The organism is Streptococcus mitis (assembly GCF_001579035.1).
Lineage (GTDB): Bacteria > Bacillota > Bacilli > Lactobacillales > Streptococcaceae > Streptococcus > Streptococcus mitis_J.
Window position 1 is genome coordinate 133,043 of the sequence record NZ_KQ970286.1, and the last position, 4,154, is coordinate 137,196.

A 4,154-nucleotide genomic window follows, 5' to 3' on the forward strand; every position below is an offset into this window, starting at 1 on the left:
AAAATAGAAGAACAAATTGAGGCAGGGATTTATCCCGGAGCCTCTTTTGCGTATTTTAAGGACCATCAATGGACGGAGATCTATGTAGGCCAGAGTGACCCAGAACATGGCTTGGAGACTGAGGCAGGACTGCTTTATGACCTAGCTAGTGTCAGCAAGGTTGTTGGGGTTGGCACTGTTTTCACCTTCTTGTGGGAAAAAGGTCAATTAGATATTGACAGACCAGTAACCGATTTTTTACCTGAAAGTGATTATCCAGATATTACTATTCGCCAGCTCTTAACTCACGCTACAGACCTTGATCCTTTTATTCCCAATCGAGACCTTTTAACAGCTTCTGAATTAAAGGAAGTGATGCTTCATCTCAATAGACGAAGTCAGCCAGCCTTTCTTTATTCGGATGTTCATTTTTTGCTTTTGGGCTTTATTTTGGAAAGAATCTTCGATCAAAACTTGGATGTGATTTTACAGGAGCAAGTTTGGAAACCTTGGGGGATGAATGAAACCCAGTTTGGGCCTGTTGAGCATGCTGTTCCAACCGTCAGAGGTGTCGAGGCAGGTCTGGTACATGATCCCAAGGCTCGTCTCTTGGGCAGACATGCTGGTAGTGCTGGTTTGTTTTCGACTGTAAAGGATTTACAAATCTTTTTAGAACACTATTTAGAGGATGATTTTGCAAGAGACTTGAGTCAAAATTTTTCTCCTTTGGATGACAAGGAACGTTCTTTAGCATGGAATTTGGAAGGAGAATGGCTAGACCATACGGGCTATACGGGTACCTTTATCATGTGGAATCGTCAGAAGCAAGAAGCGGTCATTTTCCTATCGAATCGTACCTATGAAAAGGATGAGCGTGCTCAATGGATTGTAGACCGCAATCAAGTGATGGACTTGATTCGTAAAGAAGAGTAAGGAGAGACATGTCAAACAGTTTAAAAGGGACTTTACTAACAGTTGTAGCAGGGATAGCTTGGGGCTTGTCAGGAACGAGTGGCCAATACCTGATGGAGCACGGAATTTCTGCTCTGGTTTTGACCAACTTGCGTCTTTTAATCGCTGGTGGAATTCTCATGCTCTTGGCTTATGCTACTGCAAAGGATAAAATGCTGGCCTTTTTAAAGGATAGAAAGAGTTTGCTGTCTCTTCTCATTTTTGCTCTAATTGGCCTCTTCCTCAACCAATTCGCCTATCTAACTGCTATTCAGGAAACCAATGCAGGAACTGCGACGGTGCTTCAGTACGTTTGTCCTGTAGGGATTTTGATTTATAGCTGTATCAAGGATAAGGTGGCGCCGACACTGGGAGAGATTATTTCCATCATATTCGCCATTGGAGGAACCTTCCTGATCGCAACACATGGGCAGTTGGACCAGTTATCTATGACACCTTCTGGCCTATTCTGGGGTCTCTTTTCTGCCTGCACTTATGCTCTTTATATCATTTTGCCAATAGCCTTGATTAAGAAGTGGGGGAGCAGCTTGGTCATTGGTGTGGGAATGGTCATAGCAGGTTTGGTCGCCCTTCCTTTTACGGGAGTTCTAGAGGCTACTATCCCAGCTAGTCTTGATTTTCTCCTTGCTTTTGCAGGTATTATCCTTATCGGGACTGTCTTTGCTTATACAGCCTTCTTAAAAGGAGCCAGTCTGATTGGGCCGGTCAAGTCAAGCTTGTTGGCTTCAATTGAGCCAATTTCGGCTGTTTTCTTTGCCTTCTTAATCATGAATGAACAATTTTATCCCATTGATTTTCTTGGTATGTCAATGATATTGTTTGCTGTAACTCTGATTTCTTTGAAAGATTTACTCCTAGAAAAATAAAAAGACTCTTTGTCCGTGACAGAGAGTTTTTGCGTAGTATTTTATACTCAATGAAAATCAAAGAGCAAACTAGGTAACTAGCCGCAGGCTGTACTTGAGTACGGCAAGGCGACGTTGACGCGGTTTGAAGAGATTTTCGAAGAGTATTAATTGTTTTCAAGATAAAATTCAAAACGTTCGCCTACATACTGACTTTTTACGTATTCAAAAGCAGTACCATCTTCTAGGTAAGAAACCTGAGTCAGACCAAGAATAGCATGTCCTTTTTCAACTTCCAAATAGTGGGCAATTTTTTCTTTAGCGAGGCGAGCATAAATAGTCTGTTGAGATTTGCCGATACGATAGCCATGTTTTTGTAGAGTCTGGAAGAAATGACTAGTGATTTCTTCTTTTTTAAAGTCCTTAATGAATTTTTCAGGAATAGAAGCAACTTCATAAACCAGAGGAATTTGATCCGCATAGCGAACCCGCTCCATTCGGATAATATTCTCCGTTGGAGAAATACCTAGCTTGGCAACTTCCTGCTCATTGGGAATGGTTTTTCTGTAGGAAATGAGTTGGCTAGAGGGAACTTTACCTTGGGACTTAACAATTTCAGTAAAACTGGTTGTCCCTCTCATCTTTTCTTGTACACGTGTACTGGATACAAAGGTGCCACTTCCTACACGGCGCTCTAAGACGCCTTCTTCGACTAATAGAGATACGGCTTGGCGGAGGGTCATGCGGCTGACCGCAAACTGCTCTGCTAAATCTCGTTCACTGGGAAGCCTCTCCCCAATAGCCCAACGATGTTCGTCAATATCCTTTTTAATCTGATCATGGATTTTCATATAAGCGGGTAGCATATTTTTCACTTCATTTCTATCTTTTCTCTATTGTACCCTAATAAACTAGAAAAAGTCAATCTTCGCCTTGTTTAGTTGGTAATTCACCCTTATTTGTGATAGAATATTGAAAAAAGATATTTCTTTTGAGAAAGGAAAAAGATGAGCAACATTTCAACTGATTTGCAAGATGTAGAAAAAATCATCGTGCTGGACTATGGTAGCCAATATAACCAGCTGATTTCACGCCGTATCCGTGAGATTGGCGTTTTTTCAGAACTAAAGAGCCATAAAATTTCAGCTGCTGAAGTTCGTGAAATCAATCCTGTAGGAATTATCCTATCAGGTGGTCCAAACTCTGTATACGAAGATGGTTCATTTGATATTGACCCAGAAATCTTCGAACTCGGAATTCCTATTTTGGGAATTTGTTATGGTATGCAGTTATTGACCCATAAACTTGGAGGAAAAGTTGTTCCTGCAGGTGATGCTGGAAATCGTGAATACGGTCAATCAACCCTAACACATACACCATCAGCTCTTTTTGAATCAACACCTGATGAACAGACTGTTTTAATGAGCCATGGTGATGCGGTTACTGAGATTCCTGCTGACTTTGTTCGTACTGGAACATCAGCTGACTGCCCATACGCAGCCATTGAAAATCCAGATAAACACATATACGGTATCCAATTCCACCCAGAAGTTCGCCATTCTGTATACGGAAATGATATCCTTCGTAACTTTGCCCTTAACATCTGTAAGGCTAAAGGCGACTGGACAATGGATAACTTCATCGACATGCAGATCCAAAAAATCCGTGAAACAGTCGGTGATAAACGTGTCCTTCTTGGTCTATCAGGTGGTGTTGACTCTTCAGTTGTTGGAGTTCTTCTCCAAAAAGCGATTGGCGATCAATTGATCTGTATCTTCGTGGATCACGGTCTTCTTCGTAAAGGAGAAGCGGACCAAGTTATGGACATGCTTGGTGGTAAGTTTGGTTTGAATATCGTCAAAGCAGACGCAGCTAAACGTTTCCTTGATAAACTTGCAGGCGTTTCTGACCCTGAACAAAAACGTAAAATCATCGGTAACGAGTTTGTCTATGTATTTGATGATGAAGCAAGCAAGCTCAAAGATGTGAAATTCCTTGCTCAAGGAACTCTTTATACAGACGTTATCGAGTCTGGTACAGATACAGCTCAAACGATCAAGTCACACCACAACGTGGGTGGTCTTCCAGAAGACATGCAGTTTGAATTGATTGAACCACTCAATACTCTTTACAAGGATGAAGTTCGTGCCCTTGGTACAGAGCTTGGCATGCCAGACCACATCGTATGGCGCCAACCATTCCCAGGCCCAGGTCTTGCGATCCGTGTTATGGGTGAAATCACTGAAGAAAAACTAGAAACTGTTCGTGAGTCAGACGCTATCCTTCGTGAAGAAATCGCTAAAGCTGGTCTTGACCGCGATATCTGGCAATACTTCACAGTTAATACAGGCGTTCGTT

At 42.0% G+C, this 4,154-nt stretch carries 4 protein-coding genes; 3 read left to right on the plus strand and 1 reads right to left on the minus strand.

All coding sequences use genetic code 11. From position 1 onward, the window contains the following. Both SMIDD26_RS02935 and SMIDD26_RS02940 read left to right on the plus strand, forming a co-directional pair. A partial coding sequence (locus SMIDD26_RS02935; protein WP_134990148.1) for a serine hydrolase domain-containing protein occupies positions 1 to 912 on the plus strand: 912 nt, incomplete at its 5' end. Positions 913 to 920: 8 nt separating this feature from the next. Continuing rightward, positions 921 to 1,817, plus strand: coding sequence for a DMT family transporter (locus SMIDD26_RS02940; protein ID WP_061438850.1), 897 nt, complete (start codon positions 921 to 923; stop codon positions 1,815 to 1,817). Between the two features lie 146 nt (positions 1,818 to 1,963). Here SMIDD26_RS02940 and SMIDD26_RS02945 read toward each other — a convergent pair whose 3' ends face one another. Further along, entirely contained in the window at positions 1,964 to 2,662 is a 699-nt protein-coding gene (locus SMIDD26_RS02945) for a GntR family transcriptional regulator (RefSeq protein WP_061438851.1), read from the minus strand. 141 nt (positions 2,663 to 2,803) lie between these two features. On the opposite strand from SMIDD26_RS02945, the gene guaA reads away from it, so the two are divergent. Further along, positions 2,804 to 4,154: glutamine-hydrolyzing GMP synthase (guaA, locus tag SMIDD26_RS02950; protein ID WP_061438852.1), on the plus strand; the 1,351-nt coding region annotated here is incomplete at its 3' end.

Coding starts and splice junctions, on each gene's coding strand:
- SMIDD26_RS02940 (WP_061438850.1), top strand. CDS start 921: ATGTCAAACAGTTTAAAAGGGACTTTACTAACAGTTGTAGCAGGGATA.
- SMIDD26_RS02945 (WP_061438851.1), bottom strand. CDS start 2,662: ATGCTACCCGCTTATATGAAAATCCATGATCAGATTAAAAAGGATATT.